Here is an 18,576-nt window from a genome sequence, read left to right on the forward strand (position 1 = left end):
GATCCGTCGCCCCAGGCTGGCGACGGTATTGCAGAACAGGTGATCAAGATGCACGACGGACAACTTCCCCAACCGGCAGCGATTTGCACAGTTGCCACCGCCCCCCGCCACACCGCAGGTGGCCGGGAAAAATGAACCAGTCCAGACACCGCAGGGTAGCCGCAACCCTGAGACGCTCATTCAACCGTATCTCCAGCCCACCCCACTACCGGGACCTGGGTAACCTGCTGATCAATATTCTGCTCGGCCGATCGCCGGCTCCGGCAGGGGTGACAGCCGCCGAATCCCGCGGCCACCGGCACCGGGCCGCGGCGGCAAAACCCGAACGGGCCCGCCGGCCGCATCCCCAGGTGCGCCCGCGTAAAAAAGCACTGCGGGATCGGGAGCGCCCCAGCCTCAAACGCCCTACCAGGCAGCTGTCCCCCTATGCGGCCAACACCCCCTGTTGGGTGATCACCCTGGCCGCGGAAGGTGAGTCGGCGCGCTCGCTGATGACAACCCTGAAAAAACAGCGACTGCCGGCGTGTACCATCGCAGGAGTCGACGGCCGCAATGGCGTGCCCACCCTGGAACCGGGCGAGCGCATCGCCAACGCCACCACCCGCTGGCGCCACCTTTGCGAGCTGAAGAATTCCGAGGTGGGTTGCTACCTGGCGCACCTGCGCGCGATACGCCGGGCCTATGAATCGGGACTGGAACGCGTCTGCATACTCGAGGACGACGTGCACCTCGAACCCGAGTTCGGCCGGGTGCTGGCCGAGCTGGAACAGCTGCCGGAAGAGGTGGAGATGGTGCGCCTGATGGGACTCAAGGTGCGCAAACGCAGGGAAGTCCAGCCGCTCGCGGGCGGCAGCCACCAGCTGGTGCGACCCGAGCGCGGCTGGTGCGGTGCCCAGGGCTACCTGATCAACCGCGCCGGCATGGAAAAGGTACTGGGCTACGGCAGTCGCATTTTCGAGCCCATAGACAAACTGTTCGACCACTTCTGGCAGTATGACCTGCGCCTCTACGGCGTGGAGCCACATCTGCTGTGGGAGACGGAACACGAATCGAGTATCCAGAAATCCAATGTGCACAGGGACAGGGTCGCCCCCTGGATCTACTGGCTGCACCCACTGGGCAAACTCTGGCGCAGCCTGGAGCGGCACTACTATTTGCGCCGGCATGCTGGAGACTTCTACCCGGCGCAGAAACCGCAGGGCAGGACCGGACGAACCGCCAGGATGAAACGGTAACGCGGCTCAGTCTCTCCAGTATTCCTGCATCTTCAGGTACATGAAAGAGGCCGTCCAACGCTCGAGGTGAATCACCACCGTCACCGCACCCGGAGGCTGTTAAGCAGAAAGGCAATCGGCATATCAGCGTCGACCCCGAAAAAACGTCCGGACCAGATTACTGGCTTCCTCGGCCATTACACCGGACGCCACTTCAATCCTGTGATTGAAGAAATCGGCTTCACTCAAATTCAGACGGCTCTCCACAGCACCGGCGCGGGGCTCGGTAGCGCCGTAAACCAGCCGGCCAACACGCGCGTGCACCATGGCGCCGAAACACATGGTGCAGGGCTCAATGGTCACATAGAGGGTGGTCTGCGGCAGGCGGTAATTCTGCATCTCCTCTGCCGCACGGCGCAGGGCGATGATCTCCGCGTGGGCACTGGGATCGCAGTTGCCGATCGGGCGGTTGCTGCCCTCGCCGATAATCTTTCCCTCACGCACCAGCACCGCGCCCACCGGCACCTCGCCGCGCTCGCCGGCAATTTCCGCCAGCTCCAGTGCGCGGCGCATAAATCCGTAATCTCTCGGGGTTGCCATAAATTCCTTCGATTATTCGCGACTCCGAAGTGGGACGGGCGGAGTCCCTCCCCGAATATGTGCGCAGTCATCTTTTGCTGATCAAACGCCGCACCACGAAGTCCGCCTCCAGCTTCAGGCTGTCCCGCAACTCCAACTCGCGGCGCACGTCGCTGTTACCCTTCCAGGCGAATGGCGTCATTTTCAGGAAATCCGCGATGGCCTCGCGGCCGTGCAGCTTGAACGGAAAACAGCAGCGCACCTCCACTTCCGGCGCGAAACCCGCCACCGGCTTGGGCGGTGGATGGCGACGCGGCTCATCGTAGAGAGCCTCCTTCAGCGGCCACAGGTGCTCGGGCCCCGGCGACACATCCAGCAGCGAGCCGCCCGGGTTCAGCACCCGGCCCATTTCGTCATCCGGGGCCGGCGCGAAGATCCGCAGCAGGTGGTCGACGCTGTCCCGCGCCAGCGGCAGTTCGATATTGCTGGCCACTACAAACTGCACGCCGGGCTGGCTTTTCGCCGCCATGCGCACACCGGCCTTGGCGATGTCCACGCCGGCCAGCGCCTGTGCCGGCCAGCCTCCGCCCTGCAGCCCGCGGAGATAAAAGCCCTCGCCGCAGCCGATATCCAGCAGCTGGTGCCCCGGTGCATAGGGCAGCAGGGCCACTATCGCCTCAACAAGTGGCCGGTAGTGGCCCGCCTCGAGAAAGCGCCGCCGCGCCTGCAGCATTTCCGCCGAATCGCCGGGCTCCTTGCTGCGCTTGCGGTTGACCGGCAGCAGGTTGACGTACCCCTCGCGGGCACAGTCATAGCTGTGCCTGTCGGCGCAGCGCCAACTACTGTCGCCGAGTTGCAGTGGTAACTGACAGACGGGGCATTGCCAGATCATTCTGTTTCCAAAACTTCGGTATGTACGAATTGCGGGGCCGACTGTTTGCCCAGTATCAGGTCCGCGGCTTTTTCCGCGATGGCGATCACCGGTGCATTGGTGTTGCCGCTGATCAGGGTGGGCATTATGGAGGCGTCCACCACGCGCAGTCCATCGACACCGTGTACTTTCAACTGCGAATCCACCACGGCGAGTTCATCGGAACCCATTTTGCAGGTGCCCACCGGGTGATAGATGGTCTCCGCACGGCTGCGGATAAAGCGCTTGATGGATACTTTGCTGCGCAGCGACTTTTCCGGGCTCCACCAGTGCTTGTGGTACTGCTGCAAGCCCGATGTCAGCAGTATGTCGCGGGCCATCTCAAAGGCCTCCATCATCACTGCCATATCCTCGGGATCACTCAGGTAGTTGGGCTGAATCAATGGTTGCGAGCGCGGATCGCGGTTGGCCAGGGTAATTTCACCGCGGCTCCTGGGCCTCAGTGCGCAGGCGTGCAGGGAGTAGCCATAACCGCCGAATTTTTTCAGGCCGTGCTCGAACAATGGCGCGGAGGAAAAGTGAAACTGGATATCCGGCTGCCCACCGGCGCGGCTGGAGCAGGCAAAACCGCCGGCCTCGGCCACATTGTTGGTGAGCGGACCGCGGTTGGCGAACAGAAACTCCGGCAGGCGCAGGGCGGTCAGGATTTTCGGCCAGAGGGAGTCGGAAAAGGTGACCGGTTGCGAGGCCTCCACCACCTGGGTGATATCCAGGTGGTCCTGCAGATTCCCACCGACACCCGGCAGGTGCGCCTGGGGCACTATTCCGTGCTTTTTCAGCTCTGCCTCCGGCCCTATACCGGAGAGCAGCAGCAGTTGTGGTGACTGTATCGCGCCGGCGCACAGCAATACTTCCTTGTTCGCCAGTATGCGCTTGCCGTTCAATAGCTCCACGCCAGTCACGCGGTCACCCTTGAACAGCAGGCGCGCGGCCTGGCTGCGGGTGAAAACGCTGAGATTGGGTCTGCTTTTAACCGGGTGCAGGTAGGCCGCTGCCGAGGAACAGCGACGGCCGTGTTTCTGAGTCACCTGGTAAAAGCCGACGCCGTTCTGCTGGCTGCCGTTGAAGTCGTTGTTGAGGCGGTGGCCGGCAGACTGGGCCGCGCGCACGAAGGCAATCCCCGCTTTTGTTTTCCATTTCAGGTCCGATACCGCCAGCGGGCCGTAGCCGCTGTGGTGGGCATCGCTGCCGTGCTCATTGCCCTCGGACATCAGGAAGTACGGCAACAGGTCGCGCCAGCCCCAACCGGGATTGCCCGCCGCCTCCCAGGCGTCGTAGTCGGCGCCGCTGCCGCGAATGTAGAGCATCGCATTGATGGAACTGCTGCCCCCCAGGGTGCGCCCGCGCGGCCAGAAGAGACGGCGCCCGTTCAGCTGCTGCTGTGGTTCTGTGTAGTGGTGCAGGTTGTAGCGCTTGCCGGGCAGCAGGTAGCCGATCCCGGCGGGTATCGAGATCAAGAGGCTGCGATCCACCGGCCCCGCCTCCAGCAGGCAGACGCGGTGCTGTTCATCGGCGCTGAGCCGGTTGGCGAGCACGCAGCCGGCAGAACCGCCGCCGACGATCACATAGTCGAACACCATTTGACGGGGCATATTGTTTTCTCTCTTATCCATTCTGCCAAACAGACGGTACACTCGATCGCAGTCATGTCACAGGCCGCGCGGTGCAAACCCATGAGTGATTCCGAATTCAGTGATAAAAAGATATTACACAGCTGGCACAGGAATGCCGCACCCTGGATCCGCGCCGTCGACGGCGCCGCCATCGCCAGCCGCAGACTGGTCACGGACGCTGCAATTGTAGCCGCCGCCCTGGCGCACCGACCCGCCAGCGTGCTGGACATCGGCTGCGGTGAGGGCTGGCTGGCGCGGGAGCTGGCGGCTGAAGGCGTAGAAGTCTGGGGCATTGACGCGGTAGCGGAACTGGTGGAGGCCGCTCAGAGGCGCGCCGGGCCGCAGGAGCACTACCGGTTGCTCTCCTATGAGGCACTGGCGGCCGGTGAGCTGCGACAGCGATTCGACCTGCTGGTGTGCAACTTCTCACTGCTGGGAAAAGAGTCGGTGGAGGGATTGTTTACCGCGGCGCGGGAGCTGCTGAACCCCTGCGGGCACCTGCTTGTACAGACGCTGCATCCGCTGGCCGCCTGTGCCGATGGCGACTACCGCGACGGCTGGCGGCCCGGCTCCTGGGCCGGCTTCAGCGAAGACTTCAGCGACCCGGCACCCTGGTATTTCCGCACCCTGGAGACCTGGATCGAGATGTTCCAGCGCAATGATATGGCACTGGTGCAGCTGCGGGAGCCTCTGCACCCGGAGACCGGCAGGCCGGCATCGCTGATTCTGTGCGGGAGGCTTTAGGGAGGCGGATAATCCGATCGCGGCCATAGGCGGACGGACGACCCGCCGCTCCTGCAGGGTCGGCCGTCCGCCCCTGGCCGCGGTAGATGTCGGGATCAGCGCTGCGCTGTTGCCGGCTGCGGCAGCGCCAGCTCCACCGCGCGGCCGGCGCGGCGGCCGCCGGCGCTGCGGGCGCGCACTGCCCTTACCCCCTCCGCCAGGATTTCTCCGTCCACCGGCTGCCAGTGGTCGCCGTCGAAGTATTCCAGCGGCAGCCCCGGGAAAGGCAGCGCCATCTTCAGCTCGCCCCCCTCACTCACCGCGCCTGGTACCGGTATCCGATAGCCCACGCCACCCAGGTCCAGTTTCAGCAGCTCCTTGTTGCCAACAGTTGCGGCAAATTCGCGCCAGTCGGCGGCGAGCGCCGCTTTGTCCACAGTGTCGGTCTCGGCGGAAAACTGCTGCCCTGCAACCGGCGACAGCTCCCAGTCCGCCCGGTGCCAGGCGCGCTCTGCCAGGGCCAGCAGGCGCGGGAAGATCATATATTCCACCTGCGCATCGGTGCGCACCGCCTCACTCCAAAGCTGCCCCTGGATACCGCGCACGCGCTCGGCGAAGTCCGCTGCCGGTGCTGTCGCGGACCAGGCATTGCCGTCGCGGTCGGTGGATACCTCTGCCAGCTGGGCGGTATTCAGCGGCGCGTAACTGAAGGTCTTTTGGGTATCGATATAGCGCGAGGCCCAGTAGTAGCCGCTCTCCTTCGGATCCACCTCGTAGGGCATATCGAAGTAGAGGAAGTCCGAGTGGGACTGCACCACCTCGAAACCGGCTTCAGCCAGGTGCGCGCTCTCGTCGCCGCCGCCCCAGAAGAGCGGCGCCCAGGAGTTGACGTAGTTCTCTTCAGTTGCCAGCTCCTCGCCGGCGTCCTCTATACGTTTGACCCCGTCGTTCCAGGCAGCCATGGTGGGGATGCCGGCGTCGGCCACCAGGTCGCTGACGCGCCTGGCGTAGAGCTCGCCCAGTTCGTCGATGGCGTCCACCTCGCCACTGGCCACCAGCTTCTGGCAGGCCGGCGATTGGCTCCAGGGCTTCTGGCGCGCCGCCGCCGGCGCATCGCCCTTCTCCGGATCATTGCCGGGCGCATCCTCGAAGCTGTCAGCGGCGAGGATATTCACCGCCTCATCGCCGCCGAAGTGCCAGCTGGCCAGGGGAGCGCCGGCCGCCCGATGCATGGCCTGCACCTCGCGAATCAGCTTGCCGACGAAGCGATAGGTGGAATCGATGCAGGGGTTGATATAGCTGTCGTCGTAGAACTGCACCGACAGGTATTGGGTGTTGTCTTCGGGATCTACCAACCGGTACTCGGCCGCCTGTTCCGGCAATTCGTCCACCAGTCTTTTGTAGCGCGCCTCCATCGCCACCACCGCGGCGCGTGCGTGGGCCGGCATATCGAATTCGGGAATCACCTCGATATGCCGCGCCCTGGCATAGCGCACTATCTCGATATAGTCGTCGACGCTGAAGTAACCGCTGCCATTGTTGTCGGAGTCGGGGCCGGAACCCAGCTGTGGCAGCAGGCACCGGGTCTCGCTCGGGTCGAAGCAGCGCTTGCCGCCCACTTCCGTCAACTCCGGCAGACCGGGGATTTCCAGGCGCCAGCCCTCGTCGTCGGACAGGTGGAAGTGGAAGCGGTTGAGCTTGTAGGCAGCCATCTGGTCCAGCAGCTTCAGCACCACATCTTTGCTGTGGAAGTTGCGTCCCACATCCAGGAAGAGGCCCCGGTGCTGGAAGCGCGGTGCATCCTCAACCCGGGCCCGCGCCAGGGTGCGGCTCTTTACATCTACCAGGGCCAGCAGGGACTGCAGACCATTAAAGGCGCCAGCCTGGTCGAAGCCGAGAATCTGCGCACTGCGCTCGCCCACGTCAAGCCGGTAGGCTCCCGCCGTTTTCCCGTCGAATCTGCTCTCATCTATATCCACCCGCACCGAAAAGGCGCCGGGGCCGGTGGGTGCCAGCTGCAGCTGCTCCAGGCGCTGGCGGAAGGCGTGCAGGCTCGGGCTCTGCAGCGGACCCGCATCCACGGCTATGCCGGTTCCGAGCGCCACCGGCTCGCCGGTCACCTCGACTGTCAGCGGTTGCGGAATTATCCGCGCGCGCCAGCTGTCACCCTGCAGCGGTGAAGCAGCGTTGAAATCCGCATAGCGGCTGGTGGCGGAGGCGAGCTGGTTGGCATCGGCCGAGGTGCGCTTCCAGTTGTCCGGATTATTGCGGTTTATCGGCAGCACCAGCCCGTCGATGCTGTCGCTGTCGGTGGAGGCAATCACATGGGCCTCTCCCTCCCCGTCGACGACAAACAACCGCGGCATGAAGTCCGACTCAAACTGCATCCAGTTCTCGGCGAGGAAATCCAACTCGAGGGCCTCACCGGCGCCGATACCGGCAAAACTGATGGTCGGGACCAGGCGGTGCAGATCGCCCTTGACGTGCTCCAGCGTGAAATCATCGCGGTTCCGCAGGTTGAAAGTGCGGCGGATACTGTGGAAGTAGAGGGTCCAGTCGCGCTGTTCGGCGGAGATGGCCGGGCCCTGATTGAGCAGCGAAATACGGTAGGTCGAGCAGATGGCGCCACTGCCACCGGCGCGCTTGCAGTCGGCGCGCAGCGCGGCGTCCACGCCCTGGAAGTTGGTCAGCACCTCCTGGGTGACGGAGAAGTTCTGCGCAATCAGCCCGGCGGCGGAGACTTCTCCGCGCTCCGGCTGGCTGCAGGCCGATAAGAGGCCGCCGAGGGCCAGGGTCAGGAAAAGCGAGGCGCGGGTCATGTCTCTTCTCTTATTCTTTGTCGGTAGACGCCACCATAGCGAAAAAGACAACGCTGTCAACATGTTTACCCTCCCCCATCTGATGGAGTCCAACCCCCCACCTGCGAAGGTATAAGCAGTGTCGAGCAAAGGCCCGGCAGCGCCATGGACCGCCGGGTCCCCACCCTTCTTAGCGTCGGTCAATTCGGAGACCTAGATCAAGTTTTTATAAAAAGGGAGGCGGTATTGTGTAAGCAACAATAAGAAACTTTGGCGCACTCCTTCGCACCGCCCCGACCGAATGGGCAACAATGAGAAAAACCAGCAAAGATGCGGCCTGCAGCACAATGACCGGTTTTCAGGGAGTATCCACAAATTCAGGTTGCAATAGGCGCCGAGGTTATGAGATACAACAGTTCATTAAGGGTGAACCATAATAAATTCAACGACTGCTGAGCGGTCGTTTGCCTAAGAAGTAAACACCCCGGGGTAGACACAATGGAACGCTCAAAGGAATTCGGCAGTTTTCGATTCCGTCCCAGCAAACACCTGCCAGTCGTGTTTGGCCTGCTATTGTTTCCCGCTGCCAGCACCTGCCTCGCCGACGACCTGTTTATTCCCGACTCCTCCAGCGCCCTGAACCTGCAGGCCGACAACGCCTTTTTTATCGACAGCGCCTTTGGCATGGACAATGCGGCCCTGTACGAGGCCGCCGAGAACCTGCGCAACAACTCCATGGGCACTGTGCAGCGACGCCTGAACTACCAGTGGCTGCAGATGCACACCAACCCGGACAAGTTCAAACCCACCACCGGCGGCAAGGCCCTCAACGAGATCCTGAAGATGGGCTGGCAGACCTACCGCGAGCAAAACAGGCGCAACCTCAACAGCGGCCTGCTGCGCTATACCGACGGTCACGGCAGGATCGGCAAGGCGGTGGATTACGATGTGCGCCTGTCCGACGACAAGTTCAAGTTCTCGTTCGAGTACGAGTTCTGATATCGGCCGAGAGCCCACTCCTTCCTCTATTCGCTGTTTGTTAGAATCTCCGCCATTCTAATCTGGCGGAGATTGCCGTGAGCACCTCGAACACCCCGACTTCCTTTTCCCAACTGCCTGTCGCCGGCGTCGGCAGGCGCTTGGCCGCGCTGGTCTATGACGCGCTGATCATCATGGGTCTGCTGATGGTGTACGGTTTTGTGGCGATGCTGGCAGCATCCGCGGTGGTTGGCCTGAACTGCCAGCCGGACCAGATGGACTACAACCCCTGCGTCAGCGGCCCGCTGTTTCAGCTGGGCGCAGTGGCGGTGATCGCGGGTTACTTCGTGTGGTCCTGGCGCGCGGCGGGCCAGACCATCGGCATGCGCGCCTGGCGCCTGCTGCTGGCGAACCCCGAAGGCGTACAGCTCAGCTGGCGCCAGTGCGCGCTGCGGGCGCTGACCGCCCCCGTTTCCCTGGCCTGCCTGGGCCTGGGTTACTTCTGGGCCTGGACCCGCGCGGACAGGGCCAGCTGGCACGACCTTGCTTCCGATTCGGAAGTGCGGTTACTCCCCAAGAAGAAGTAGGGTGCGCCGTGCGCACCGTCCGGAAGCGCACCCGCCGCGCTAGCGGGCGCGTTTCAGCAGCAGCCAACCCACCGCAAAGCACAGCAGTATCGGCAGCAGCACGGCGATAAAGGGCGGGAAACCGAATACGACAGATGACGGCCCCAGCATATCCTGCAATGTCTGGAACACAATGCCGACGATAACGCCGGTAAATACACGCAGGCCAGTGGTCACCTCGCGCAGGGGGCCGAAGATAAAGGAGATGGCAACCATCACCAGGCTGGCGATGGTCAGTGGCTGCAACAACTTCTTCCAGAACTGTAACCAGTAACGGCCGGAATCCTCGCCCTTGCGGTCGAGGAATTTGCCGTAAGCCCACAGGTTGCGCGGCGACAGGTCCGATGGCAGCGGCACCACCAGGGAAAACAGATCCGGCGAAATATCTGTCTGCCATTCACTGCGCTGCGTCTCTTCACTCATCGACTTATCGGCGGTAAAAGAGGTGGTGCGGCTGTTCTCCAGAATCCACTGCTCGCCATCGAATAGGCCGCGCTCAGAGAACTCGACCCGCTGCAGCTCCCGGTCGCCGCCAAATCGGTAGCGGGTAATTCCGTACAGTTCGCCACCGGGGAGCGCCGCATTGAAATGCACGAACTCGCCGCTATCCGTTATCCATAGCCCCTGTTCCAGACCGCCTGCCTCCAGCTCTCCCATCGCCATGGCCTTGCGGCTCTCCGCCACCTGGTTGGTCTGCGGAATCACAAATTCCGCCAGCCCCAGTCCCATCACGATCAACAGAATCACCGGCTTCATCACCGCCCAGGCGATACGCCCGATAGACATGCCGGCAGCGCGCATCACCGTCAACTCACTGGTGCCGGCCAGGGTACCCAGCCCCACCATACAGCCCACCAGCGCGGAAAAACCGAGCTGCTCGTACAGCCGTTCCGGCAGTGTCCAGCCCACATACTGGATCACCTGAGCAAACTGGTAGCCGCCCTCACGCTCTTCCAGCTGGTCGATCATCGCGAAAATCACGTCCAGCCCGAGCAGGATCAACAGCACGGCGCCGATGGCCAGCGCCACCGTTCGACCGATATAGATATCCAGCTTAAGCACGCTTCGCCTCCCCGCCCTTTGCGGCAACGCGCTTTGGACGCCGCCCCCAGTTGCGCCCGCCGAGCAGGAAAAGACCGAGGATCAGGAATGGCGGGTGTACCAGCCAGATGGCCGCCGGGTTGGCAATCTTGCCGTCCTCGATGGCGCCGCGCACGCGCAGGAGAATAATCAGGTAGGCGAGATAGAGCAGTACCGCCGGGATCATCTTGGCATAGCGTCCCTGCCGTGGGTTGGTGCGGGACAGCGGCACCGCCAGCACCGCCACCACCATCACCAGGACCGGCAGGCTGAAGCGCCAGTGCAGGAAGGCGCGCTCCTGTGGCGAGCCGCTGCGCCACAGGTCGAAGGTCGAGGTCGACTCCATCCGGTCGCCCCAGCGGCTGCGTGTCTCGGGAATCTCCAGCTGCACCTCGTAACTGGAAAACTGCATCAGGCGGTAGTCGCGCTGCCCGGGAACGCCCTCATAGCGGTAGCCATCGCGCAGCACCAGGTAGCGCATACCGGTATCCGGATCTATCTGCTGCACACCTTCCTTGGCCAGGATCACGATCTGCTGCTCCGTCTCGGTTTCCGCGCGGGAGGAGCCCAGCTCGGCGAGAAACACATCGCGCATGGTGGACTTGTCTTCGCTGAGGGAATCCGCGTAATAGACAGCCCGATCACCTTCGGTGGCGACAAACTTCTTCGGCACCAGGTGATCGAATTCATTGCGCGACTTGTCCGCGGTCAGGAGCCCGGAAGAGCGTTCCATACCGGTCGGTGAGAAATAGAGACTCATTGCCGCTACCACCAGGGCCACCATAAAAGCCGGGGCCAGTGTGTAAGTCAGCAGCCGCCGCTCGCTGAAACCGCAGGCGTGCAGCACCGTCATCTCACTCTCGATATACAGGCGCCCGTAGGCGAGCAGTATCCCGACGAACAGCCCCAGTGGTAGCACCAGCTCGAGGAAGCCGGGCAGGCGATACCCCATCAGGGAAAAAAGGATATTGGCGGAGAGATCACCGGCAGCCGCCTCGGCCAGGTATTTCACAAAGCGGCCGCTCATCACCATCAGCAGCAGGACAGCGCTGACTGCCAGCGTGGCATAAAGCAGCTCGCGGCAGAGGTAGCGGAAGATAATCACAGGGCGAATGAATTCCTTGGCGACGGCGGTGTGGAGAATTCTGGTTCAAAAATGAGCAAGTTTCCCGCAGGCTACAGCAATCCAGCATAAGCCGGGTTAAACTTGTGCGGCGCATTATCTCCAAATTTATTTGCAATGTCTCGGCTCAGAGGCATTGATTCAGTTTTAAATGAAAGGAAAAGGAATTATGCAGTTCTCTGCCAAGGTCTCCGATATCAGCAAACAGCGCAGCGCCTGTGCCATCATCCCGGTCGACACCAGGAACCGCCTCAGCGCCAGCGGCGACGCCCTCGACAAGGCCAGCAGCGGCGTTATCGGCAAGGTGCTGAAGCGCGGCGACCTGGGCAGCAAGCTGGCGAGCACCCTGTCACTAAACCTGGTGGATGGCCCGGCGGAGCGCGCACTGCTGGTGCGCGGCGGCAAGGGCAAACTCAGCCAGGCGGAATTCCGCAAGCTGGCCGGCGCCAGCGCCAACGCCGCCAAGGGCTTCAAGGATGCCACCAGCTACCTGACGGAACTGCAGGTGACCGACGCCGACAGCGGCTGGCAGGCCCAGCAGCTGGCCCTGGCCGCCGGACTCGCCGCCTACAAATTCACCCGCTGCCTGAGTGGAGCCGAGGGCTATCCGCTGGCCAAATTCACCGTACACGCGCCGGAACGCAAAGCGCTCAAGACCATCCAGCGCGGCGTGGAGACAGGCGCAGCACAGGCTGTCGGCAGCAATGTGGCGCGGGAACTGGGCAACCTGCCCGGCAACATCTGCACTCCCAACTACCTGGCGTCCGAAGCTCGTGCGCTGGCGAAAAAACACACAAAACTGACTACCAGCGTGGTGGACGCCAAAAAGATGCAGTCCCTCGGCATGGGTGCCTTCATGAGCGTGGCCAAGGGCAGCGATGAGCCGCCGGCGCTGATCGCCATGAACTACAAGGGCGGCAAGTCGGGCGACAAGCCCATTGTGCTGGTGGGCAAGGGCATCACCTTTGATACCGGCGGCATCAGCCTCAAACCCGGCATGCAGATGGACGAAATGAAGTTTGATATGTGCGGTGCCGCCAGCGTCTTCGGAGTGATGAATGCCCTGTTGGAATTGCAGCCGGCCATCAACGTGGTCGGCCTGGTGGCGGCGGCGGAGAATATGCCCAGCGGCCGCGCCAGCAAGCCCGGCGACATAGTCACCTCCATGTCCGGCAAGACCATCGAGATACTCAACACCGACGCCGAGGGCCGCCTGGTGCTCTGCGACGCACTGACCTATGCCGCCAAATTCAAGCCCAAAGCGGTGATCGACATCGCCACCCTCACCGGCGCCTGTGTGATCGCGCTGGGCAACCACGCCACAGGCCTCTACGCCAACAAGGATAAGCTGGCCCAGGAACTGCTCGCTGCCGGCGAACGCACCGGCGACCGCGCCTGGCAGATGCCCCTGTGGGACGAGTACCAGTCGTCGCTGGATTCCAACTTTGCCGACATGCAGAATATCGGCGGTCGCGAGGCCGGCTCGGTGACCGCGGCCTGCTTCCTGGCCCGCTTTGCCGAGGACTACAACTGGGCCCACCTGGATATCGCCGGCAGCGCCTGGAACTCCGGCGCCGCCAAGGGTGCGACCGGGCGGCCGGTGCCGCTGCTGGTGGAGTATCTGCTGGGCAAATAATAGGGCTCTCTTGACCTGCCACTCACCTAGGGTCCGCCGCGCGCACCGCGACGCCAGTGGTGCGCACGACGCACCCTACGGAGTAGATGTATTCAGGTCCAAGCTCTTTTCCAGATCCAGTTGCCAACTACATTGATACAAAAATGACCCGTATAGATTTCTACGTACTCTCCTCCGACCAGTCCCGGGAAGCCGATACCTTTGCCTGTCGCCTGGCGGAAAAGGCCTACCGCGCCGGCCTGCGGGTACTGCTGGCGGTGGACGACCGGGAAAGGGCCGGGCAGCTGGACCGGATGCTGTGGACCTTCCGCGAGGACAGTTTTGTCCCCCACGCCCCCCAGGACGCCGAACAGGGCGCCGCAGTGGAGATCAACTGTGGCGAGGACCCGGGTCTGCACCACGGCCTGCTGATCAACCTTTGCAGTGAAGTGCCCGGCTGGTTCAGTCGCTTCGAGCGCCTGGCGGAAGTCGTCGTACAGCAACCCGAAGCACTGGCGCGCTCGCGATCGCGCTTCGGCCACTTTCGCGATCGCGGATATCCGTTACAATCCCACAATATCCGTTGATCCTCAGTAAGCAGGCGCTCACACAGCCATGTCCGGTCGAAAGAACAAAAACAAGCAGCGCGGACACCAGCGCGGGCAGTCCAAAGAACTGCTCGACGAGCTGAACTCCCTGCGCGACCTGTTAGGCAGCGACGACCTCGGCGATATACCCCTGCTCGACCAGGTTGCGTCACCCTCGTCCGATAAGGCAACTGCGCCGGCACCCACAGCGGACAATAAGAAGTTGCGCCCGGCAACGCAGCCCCCCCTGGACGAAATCGACCTGCCCATCCTCTTTTCTCCCGTGGACGAGGAGCTGGCGGAGGATTACCGGGCTGAACTCAACGAATCCGACCGCAAGCTGCTGCGCCCGCTGGAAAACCTGCACCCCGCCGCCCAGAAGGAAGAGCCCTCAGCCACGGGGAAGGAGCCCTCAGCCACAGGGAAAGAGCCCTCAGCCACAGGGAAAGAGCCCTCAGCCACAAGGAAAGAGCCCTCAGCCACAAGGAAAGAACCCTCAGCCCCTAGCAGCGCCCCCTCTTTGCCCCAGTCGGTCGATCGCGATGCGTCCGGCGGGGAAAAGAGCCAGGAACAACAGCAGGAACTCTTCGACCAGCCAGCCGCAGCGCCCGCGGTGGAAAACCCCTTCCTGCCCGCGCATATCCGCGCGCGCCTGACCGGCGGCCGGGTGCCGAAAACCGAGGACCGCCCACCGGAAGTCCCCGCCCGGGAATCCATTATCCCGGAGGAGGCGCTCGATACAGGCGCAGGACCAGAAACGGAAGAAACACCCGTTCCGGAGCCAGAGCCGACAGAAGGCCTGGAGGTCGCCGAAGCAGATCCCCGGGAAGAGACCGATACCGGCACCGCCGAGCGCGAGCTCCAGCGCCAGCAACTGATCGATCGCCTGGTGGCCAAGCAGCTGCCGGAACTGGAGCGCCAGCTGCGTGCGCGCATCGAAGCGATGGTCGACGAGTTGGAAACCTTCTGAACCCTTCCCTTTTGCCGCCCTGACCCGGGCGGTATAATTCCCGCCTTTTTGGCGCAGCCAGATGGATTGCCGCACTATTCTGTGCTGGCGAGGCCGGCGCCCGCAGTCAGTCAACACAAGGTTTTCCACCCGCATGGACAAGACATACCAGCCCAACGCCATAGAACAGCAGTGGTACAAGACCTGGGAAGAAAACGGCTATTTCAAGCCCAACGGCGACACCCAGGCCGATCCCTATTGCATCATGATCCCGCCGCCGAATGTCACCGGCAGCCTGCATATGGGCCACGGTTTCCAGGAATCCATCATGGACGCCCTGATCCGCTACCACCGCATGCAAGGAGACAACACCCTGTGGCAGGTGGGCACCGACCACGCCGGCATCGCCACCCAGATGGTAGTGGAGCGGCTGCTGGCTGCGGAAGGCAAGTCCCGTCACGAGCTGGGCCGCGACAAGTTCATCAAGAAAGTATGGGAGTGGAAGGAAGAGTCCGGCGGCACCATCACCCGCCAGCTGCGCCGCCTGGGCGCCAGCCCCGACTGGTCCCGCGAGCGCTTCACCATGGACGACGGCTTCTACAAGGCGGTGCAGGAAGTCTTCGTGCGCCTGTACGAGGACAGCCTTATCTACCGCGGCAAGCGCCTGGTGAACTGGGACCCAAAACTGCACACCGCCATCTCCGACCTGGAAGTGCTCAACGAAGAGGAACAGGGCCACCTTTGGCACTTCCGTTACCCGCTGGCGGACGGCTCCGGCCACCTGGTGGTCGCCACCACCCGCCCGGAGACCATGCTCGGCGACACCGCCGTGGCGGTGCACCCGGAAGACGAACGCTACAAACACCTGATCGGCAGGACCATCAAGCTGCCGCTGGCCGATCGCGAGATACCGATCATCGGCGACGACTATGTCGACCGCGAATTCGGCACCGGCTGCGTCAAGATCACCCCGGCCCATGACTTCAACGACTACGAGATGGGCCAGCGCCACAACCTCGAGATGATCAATATCCTCGACGCGGACGCCAACCTGAACGACGCCGTACCGCAGAAATACCGCGGCATGGAGCGCTTCGCCGCCCGCTCCCAGGTGGTCGACGACCTGGACTCGCTGGGCCTGCTGGAAAAAGTCGAGCCGCACACCTTGAAGGTGCCGCGTGGCGACAGGTCCGGTGTAGTCATCGAGCCCTGGCTCACCGACCAGTGGTACGTGAAGACCCAGCCGCTGGCGGAAGACGCTATCAAGGCAGTGGAAGACGGCCGCGTCAATTTCGTGCCCAACAACTACCAGAATATGTACTTCTCCTGGATGCGCGACATCCAGGACTGGTGCATCTCCCGCCAGCTGTGGTGGGGGCACCGCATCCCCGCCTGGTACGACAACGACGGCAATGTCTACGTCGGCCGTAGCGAGGACGATGTACGCCAGAAGCACAACCTCGGCGCCGACGTCGCCCTACGCCAGGACGACGACGTGCTCGACACCTGGTTCTCCTCCGGCCTGTGGACCTTCGGCACGCTCGGCTGGCCCGAGGAAACGCCGGAACTGGCCGCATTCCACCCGACCTCGGTGCTGGTGACCGGCTTCGATATCATCTTCTTCTGGGTCGCGCGCATGATGATGCTGACCCTGTATTTCAAGAAGGAAGTACCCTTCCACACCGTCTATGTACACGGCCTGGTGCGGGACAGCCACGGGCAGAAGATGTCCAAGTCCAAGGGCAATGTGCTCGACCCCATCGACCTGATCGACGGCATCGACCTGGAGAGCCTGGTGCAGAAGCGCACCGCCGGCATGATGGTGCCGCACCTGAAAGATAAGATCGAAAAGCAGACCCGCAAGGAATTCCCCGAGGGCCTCGCCGCCTACGGCACCGACGCACTGCGCTACACCTACTATTCGCTGGCCTCCACCGGCCGCGATATCAAGTTCGACGTGGGCCGCATCGAGGGCTTCCGCAACTTCTGCAACAAGATCTGGAATGCATCCCGTTATGTGCTGCAGAACTGCGACGGCCACGACTGCGGGCAGGACGGCAGCGACGACTTCGAATTGAGCCTGGCCGACCGCTGGATCATCTCCCAGCTGCAGAAAACCGAGAAAACCGTGCGCGAGGCAATGGATAGCTACCGCTTCGACCTGGCCTCCCAGGCCCTGTACGACTTTATCTGGGCCGAGTACTGCAGCTGGTACCTGGAACTGTCCAAGCCGGTACTCTGGGACGAGAGCGCATCGGATGCGATCAAGAAAGGCACACGCCGCACACTGATCCGCGTGCTGGAGACGGTGCTGCGCCTGGCGCACCCGCTGATGCCGTTTATCACCGAGGAGATCTGGCAGCGGGTCAAGGGACTGGCCGGCGCGGCCGGCGATACCATCATGCTGCAGCCCTACCCGGAGCCCGACGAGCGCAGAATCGATGCTGAGTCAGAAGCGGCCATCACCTGGCTGAAGCAGGTGATCGAAGGTGTGCGCAATATTCGCGGCGAGATGAATATCTCCCCGGCGAAGAAGATTCCGCTGATACTGCGCAACGGTTCCGACCGCGACAGGGAACTGCTGGAGCAGGCCCGCGGCCTGCTGAGCAAGCTCGCCAGCCTCGAGTCCATCACCTGGCTGCAAGCCGGCGAGTCCGCACCCGCTTCCGCCACCGCCCTGGTCGGTGAAATGGAACTGCTGGTACCCATGGCCGGATTGATCGACGTGCAGGCGGAAAGCGCGCGCCTGCAGAAGGAAATCGACAAACTGACGAAAGAGCTGGGCCGGGTGGAAGGCAAGCTGAAGAACCCCAAGTTTGTCGACAAGGCGCCGGCTGAGGTAGTCAACAAGGAAAAAGACAAGCTCGCCGATATGCAGGGTGCGCAGGCGCGACTACAGCTACAACTGGAGGAAATCAGCAAGCTTTGATGGCGCGGATACGCTCCCACAACTCAGTTAGAAAGGGGCCCAGCGCCCCTTTTTTCGTATTCAACTGCCACTGAACCCACCCCTGTGACGCCCATTGTCACAGAAGCTACACGCATAAAAACAATTTAGCTAAGAAGCAATCGTTCCTTACCCTGACTGGCGCTATCCCCGTCAAAGATTTATAAATCAGGCAATGTTTCGCTTTTTATCGCGCACCAAATAATTCTCGCGCCAACGTTAAAGCATAAAAAGAAAATTCGCGTCAATTTGTTTCCGCCTCGACGGTACTGACTCTAAACCCAACACCGAATCAGAGGTTCCTTTTTTACGCCGTTGTATCAGTGATGAACCCGGGCTGAAGCCCACCAGCAGATCGGGGAGAGAGAAGTTGAACTACCCAACCCAGTTCGACCCGGCCGTCCAATTTGCACAACTGTGGCCACTGATTGTTTACTGCCTTGCTGTTTTTGCACTGATTGCATTGATGCTGGGCCTGTCGCACTTCCTGGGCCAGCGCCGCCGCGATGCCGCCACCGACGAACCCTATGAGTCCGGCATCGTCTCCCAGGGCAACGCGAGATTGCGCCTGTCTGTCACCTACTACCTGGTCGCCATTCTTTTCATTGTCTTCGACTTGGAAGCCATTTACCTCTTCAGCTGGGCCATCGCCTTCCGTGAAACCGGATTGTTGGGCTTTGTTGAGGCAGCCATATTCATCGTGATACTGCTGGCCGGACTGGTCTATTTATGGCGCCTGGGCGCGCTGGACTGGGGCGGGAAGCAGAAGAGCCTGATGGAAGGCGGGGAAAGCAGAAACAAAAACAAATAAGG

General features: G+C 62.4%; 15 protein-coding genes. 9 read left to right on the forward strand and 6 right to left on the reverse strand.

Going from position 1 to position 18,576, the window contains the following annotated elements; translation table 11 throughout:
• The first annotated feature begins 131 nt into the window (after positions 1-131).
• Positions 132-1,235 carry a glycosyltransferase family 25 protein gene (locus IG627_RS05925; RefSeq protein WP_193190992.1) on the forward strand — a complete coding sequence of 368 codons (1,104 nt, stop codon included), beginning with the start codon at positions 132-134 and terminating at the stop codon, positions 1,233-1,235.
• Positions 1,236-1,358: 123 nt separating this feature from the next.
• Here the strand turns inward: IG627_RS05925 and tadA are convergent, their stop codons facing one another.
• From tadA to IG627_RS05940, 3 genes are all read right to left on the reverse strand, one after another.
• A complete protein-coding gene (gene tadA / locus IG627_RS05930; RefSeq protein ID WP_193190994.1) occupies positions 1,359-1,814 on the reverse strand; it encodes a tRNA adenosine(34) deaminase TadA in 456 nt (151 codons plus the stop codon).
• Between the two features lie 67 nt (positions 1,815-1,881).
• The gene (locus tag IG627_RS05935) at positions 1,882-2,685 is read right to left on the reverse strand and encodes a putative RNA methyltransferase (protein ID WP_193190996.1); all 804 of its coding nucleotides are present in this window, start codon (positions 2,683-2,685) and stop codon (positions 1,882-1,884) included.
• Entirely contained in the window at positions 2,682-4,316 is a 1,635-nt protein-coding gene (locus tag IG627_RS05940) for a GMC family oxidoreductase (RefSeq protein WP_193191000.1), read from the reverse strand. Before IG627_RS05940 ends, IG627_RS05935 begins: the two co-directional genes overlap by 4 nt.
• Positions 4,317-4,397: 81 nt before the next feature.
• Between IG627_RS05940 and IG627_RS05945 the strand changes: the two genes are divergently transcribed.
• Positions 4,398-5,081, forward strand: coding sequence for a class I SAM-dependent methyltransferase (locus IG627_RS05945; protein WP_193191002.1), 684 nt, complete (start codon positions 4,398-4,400; stop codon positions 5,079-5,081).
• A gap of 95 nt (positions 5,082-5,176) precedes the next feature.
• Here IG627_RS05945 and IG627_RS05950 read toward each other — a convergent pair whose 3' ends face one another.
• Positions 5,177-7,879, reverse strand: coding sequence for a family 20 glycosylhydrolase (locus IG627_RS05950; RefSeq protein WP_193191005.1), 2,703 nt, complete (start codon positions 7,877-7,879; stop codon positions 5,177-5,179).
• A gap of 477 nt (positions 7,880-8,356) precedes the next feature.
• Here IG627_RS05950 and IG627_RS05955 point away from each other — a divergent pair, with 477 nt between their 5' ends.
• Together IG627_RS05955 and IG627_RS05960 are read left to right on the forward strand one after the other, a co-directional pair.
• Positions 8,357-8,857, forward strand: coding sequence for a hypothetical protein (locus IG627_RS05955; protein ID WP_226864770.1), 501 nt, complete (start codon positions 8,357-8,359; stop codon positions 8,855-8,857).
• A gap of 77 nt (positions 8,858-8,934) precedes the next feature.
• Positions 8,935-9,423: an RDD family protein gene (locus tag IG627_RS05960; RefSeq protein ID WP_193191007.1), complete on the forward strand. Its 489-nt coding sequence runs from the start codon at positions 8,935-8,937 to the stop codon at positions 9,421-9,423.
• A gap of 39 nt (positions 9,424-9,462) precedes the next feature.
• On the opposite strand, the gene lptG is transcribed toward IG627_RS05960, so the two are convergent.
• Entirely contained in the window at positions 9,463-10,524 is a 1,062-nt protein-coding gene (gene lptG / locus IG627_RS05965; protein WP_193191009.1) for an LPS export ABC transporter permease LptG, read from the reverse strand.
• Entirely contained in the window at positions 10,517-11,647 is a 1,131-nt protein-coding gene (gene lptF, locus IG627_RS05970; RefSeq protein ID WP_193191012.1) for an LPS export ABC transporter permease LptF, read from the reverse strand. Before lptF ends, lptG begins: the two co-directional genes overlap by 8 nt.
• A 187-nt stretch (positions 11,648-11,834) precedes the next feature.
• Between lptF and IG627_RS05975 the strand changes: the two genes are divergently transcribed.
• The 5 genes from IG627_RS05975 to ndhC all read left to right on the forward strand — a co-directional run bounded on the left by IG627_RS05975 (position 11,835) and on the right by ndhC (position 18,574).
• Complete coding sequence (locus tag IG627_RS05975; protein ID WP_193191014.1) at positions 11,835-13,301, forward strand: leucyl aminopeptidase; 1,467 nt, start codon at positions 11,835-11,837, stop codon at positions 13,299-13,301.
• A gap of 143 nt (positions 13,302-13,444) precedes the next feature.
• Positions 13,445-13,867 (forward strand): DNA polymerase III subunit chi, encoded by a 423-nt coding sequence (locus IG627_RS05980; protein ID WP_193191017.1) that lies wholly within the window; start codon positions 13,445-13,447, stop codon positions 13,865-13,867.
• Between the two features lie 28 nt (positions 13,868-13,895).
• Positions 13,896-14,837 (forward strand): hypothetical protein, encoded by a 942-nt coding sequence (locus IG627_RS05985; protein WP_193191019.1) that lies wholly within the window; start codon positions 13,896-13,898, stop codon positions 14,835-14,837.
• A gap of 133 nt (positions 14,838-14,970) precedes the next feature.
• Positions 14,971-17,745 carry a valine--tRNA ligase gene (locus tag IG627_RS05990; RefSeq protein WP_193191025.1) on the forward strand — a complete coding sequence of 925 codons (2,775 nt, stop codon included), beginning with the start codon at positions 14,971-14,973 and terminating at the stop codon, positions 17,743-17,745.
• 388 nt (positions 17,746-18,133) lie between these two features.
• Positions 18,134-18,574, forward strand: a complete 441-nt coding sequence (gene ndhC, locus IG627_RS05995; protein ID WP_377483578.1) for an NADH-quinone oxidoreductase subunit A — start codon at positions 18,134-18,136, stop codon at positions 18,572-18,574.
• Positions 18,575-18,576: the final 2 nt, after the last annotated feature.

The sequence above is a fragment of the Microbulbifer taiwanensis genome, from assembly GCF_014904815.1.
GTDB classification, from domain to species: domain Bacteria; phylum Pseudomonadota; class Gammaproteobacteria; order Pseudomonadales; family Cellvibrionaceae; genus Microbulbifer; species Microbulbifer taiwanensis.

What these genes read in the sequence shown, in the direction of transcription:
- IG627_RS05955 (WP_226864770.1), top strand. Translation starts at nt 8,357, where the DNA reads ATGGAACGCTCAAAGGAATTCGGCAGTTTTCGATTCCGTCCCAGCAAA.
- IG627_RS05945 (WP_193191002.1), top strand. Translation starts at nt 4,398, where the DNA reads ATGAGTGATTCCGAATTCAGTGATAAAAAGATATTACACAGCTGGCAC.
- IG627_RS05940 (WP_193191000.1), bottom strand. Translation starts at nt 4,316, where the DNA reads ATGCCCCGTCAAATGGTGTTCGACTATGTGATCGTCGGCGGCGGTTCT.
- IG627_RS05980 (WP_193191017.1), top strand. Translation starts at nt 13,445, where the DNA reads ATGACCCGTATAGATTTCTACGTACTCTCCTCCGACCAGTCCCGGGAA.
- IG627_RS05935 (WP_193190996.1), bottom strand. Translation starts at nt 2,685, where the DNA reads ATGATCTGGCAATGCCCCGTCTGTCAGTTACCACTGCAACTCGGCGAC.
- IG627_RS05925 (WP_193190992.1), top strand. Translation starts at nt 132, where the DNA reads ATGAACCAGTCCAGACACCGCAGGGTAGCCGCAACCCTGAGACGCTCA.
- tadA (WP_193190994.1), bottom strand. Translation starts at nt 1,814, where the DNA reads ATGGCAACCCCGAGAGATTACGGATTTATGCGCCGCGCACTGGAGCTG.
- IG627_RS05985 (WP_193191019.1), top strand. Translation starts at nt 13,896, where the DNA reads ATGTCCGGTCGAAAGAACAAAAACAAGCAGCGCGGACACCAGCGCGGG.
- IG627_RS05990 (WP_193191025.1), top strand. Translation starts at nt 14,971, where the DNA reads ATGGACAAGACATACCAGCCCAACGCCATAGAACAGCAGTGGTACAAG.
- IG627_RS05950 (WP_193191005.1), bottom strand. Translation starts at nt 7,879, where the DNA reads ATGACCCGCGCCTCGCTTTTCCTGACCCTGGCCCTCGGCGGCCTCTTA.
- IG627_RS05975 (WP_193191014.1), top strand. Translation starts at nt 11,835, where the DNA reads ATGCAGTTCTCTGCCAAGGTCTCCGATATCAGCAAACAGCGCAGCGCC.